Origin of the sequence: Burkholderia sp. ZZQ-2, from assembly GCF_050768715.1 — a bacterium.
GTDB classification, from domain to species: domain Bacteria; phylum Pseudomonadota; class Gammaproteobacteria; order Burkholderiales; family Burkholderiaceae; genus Burkholderia; species Burkholderia cepacia.
The window spans coordinates 1-2,120 of the sequence record NZ_LDVA01000103.1 but is presented as its reverse complement, the minus strand read 5'-3'; the positions used below and the strand labels follow the sequence as shown (position 1 = coordinate 2,120).

Here is a 2,120-nt window from a genome sequence, read left to right as displayed (position 1 = left end):
GGGCTGCGCCTGTCGGTCGGCGCCGAATGCACGATCGAACTCCCGCCCGGCAGCACGCTGCCGCACGCGGAAGCGGAAGTCGTCGGCTTCGCCGGCGACCGCCTGTTCCTGATGCCGACCACCGACGTCGCCGGCGTGCTGCCCGGTGCGCGCGTCTGGCCCCGCGAAACCGCGCCGGTGGCCGACCCGCTCGCGGGCGCGAAGCGTCTGCCGGTCGGCTGGGAGATGCTCGGGCGCGTCGTCGACGCGTCGGGCCGCCCGCTCGACGGCCTCGGCCCGCTCGCGTCGAAGGTCGACGCGCCGCTGTCGGCGCCGTCGATCAACCCGCTCGAGCGCGAACCGATCCACCACGTGCTCGACGTCGGCGTGCGTGCGATCAACGCGCTGCTCACCGTCGGCCGCGGCCAGCGGATGGGCCTGTTCGCCGGCTCCGGCGTCGGCAAGTCGGTGCTGCTCGGCACGATGGCGCGCTACACGAGCGCGGAAGTGATCGTGATCGGGCTGATCGGCGAACGCGGCCGCGAAGTGAAGGAGTTCATCGAACAGATCCTCGGCGAGGACGGGCTCGCACGCTCGGTCGTCGTCGCGGCGCCGGCCGACGTATCGCCGCTGCTGCGGATGCAGGGCGCGGCCTATGCGACGTCGCTCGCCGAGTATTTCCGCGACCAGGGCAAGCACGTGCTGCTGCTGATGGATTCGCTGACGCGCTACGCGATGGCGCAGCGCGAGATCGCGCTCGCGATCGGCGAGCCGCCCGCGACCAAGGGTTACCCGCCGTCGGTGTTCGCGAAGCTGCCGGCGCTCGTCGAGCGCACCGGCAACGGGCCGGAGGGCGGCGGCTCGATCACCGCGTTCTACACGGTGCTGACCGAAGGCGACGACCAGCAGGACCCGATCGCCGATTCGGCGCGCGCGATCCTCGACGGCCACGTCGTGCTGTCACGTGCGCTTGCCGAAGCCGGCCACTATCCGGCGATCGACATCGAGGCGTCGATCAGCCGCGCGATGACCGCGCTGATCGACGAAACGCATCTCGACCACGTCCGGCAGTTCAAGCAGATGCTGTCGCGCTACCAGCGCAATCGCGACCTGATCGCGGTCGGCGCGTACGCGCCCGGCCGCGACGCGCAGCTCGACCGCGCGATCGCGCTCTATCCGCGCATCGAGGCGTTCCTGCAGCAGGGCTTTCGCGAATGCGCGCCGTTCGCGTCGAGCCTCGCCGGGCTCGATGCACTGTTCGACGCTTACGGAGGCTGATCCCGATGGCTCACGGCTTTCCCCTTCAGTTGCTGCTCGACCGCGCGCAGGACGACCTCGACTCGGCCGCGAAGCAGCTCGGCACCGCGCAGCGCGACCGCACCGCGGCCGCCGAGCAGCTCGACGCGCTGCTGCGCTACCGCGACGAATACCACGCGCGCTTCTCGCAATCCGCCCAGCATGGGATGCCGGCCGGCAACTGGCGCAATTTCCAGGCGTTCATCGACACGCTTGACGCCGCGATCGCGCAGCAGCGCAGCGTGCTGGCCGCGGCCGAAGTCCGCATCGACGAAGCACGCCCGAACTGGCAACAGAAGAAACGCACCGTCGGCTCGTATGAAATCCTGCAGGCGCGCGGCGTCGCACAGGAAGCGAAGCGCGAAGCCCGGCGCGAGCAGCGCGATGCCGACGAACACGCCGCGAAGATCCTGCGCATGCGGGCCGACGCGGCCCGTTCGTCGTAACCGACCACCGCATTCGAACGAGAGAACGTCATGCCTCCCCTGCCCCTGCTCGGCGCGCTGCTCGACACCGCCGGCACCGCACTCCAGGCCGCCCGCGGCTCGGGTTCGTCCGGCGCCGCCGCCGGCAACGATGCCGCGACCGCCGTGCCGTTCGCGCAGACGCTGAAGCAAAGCGTCGTCACGCGTCGCGATTCGTCGAATGCCGGCGCGCCGGATGCTTCGACGAAACAGGCTTCGTCGAAGCCGGCCGCCGGCACGAAGCCGTCCGCGACCGATGACGACGACGCGACCGACGATACGACCACGAACGCCGCCGCCAACCCCGACGCCGCCGCGCTCGCGGCCGCCGCGGCCGTGCAGGCGCAACTGCAGGCGCGCATGGACAACGCAGCGCCGGTC

General features: G+C 71.2%; 2 protein-coding genes and 1 pseudogene. All 3 read left to right on the top strand.

Annotated elements, in window-relative coordinates:
- Window positions 1-1,257, top strand: a 1,257-nt coding sequence (gene fliI, locus ABY44_RS05635) for a flagellar protein export ATPase FliI (protein ID WP_431640938.1), incomplete at its 5' end; no start/stop codon positions are given.
- A 5-nt stretch (window positions 1,258-1,262) separates the two neighbouring features.
- Window positions 1,263-1,721, top strand: a complete 459-nt coding sequence (gene fliJ / locus ABY44_RS05630; RefSeq protein ID WP_021163734.1) for a flagellar export protein FliJ — start codon at window positions 1,263-1,265, stop codon at window positions 1,719-1,721.
- 30 nt (window positions 1,722-1,751) lie between these two features.
- Window positions 1,752-2,120, top strand: a pseudogene (locus ABY44_RS05625) (flagellar hook-length control protein FliK); the annotation flags it as partial.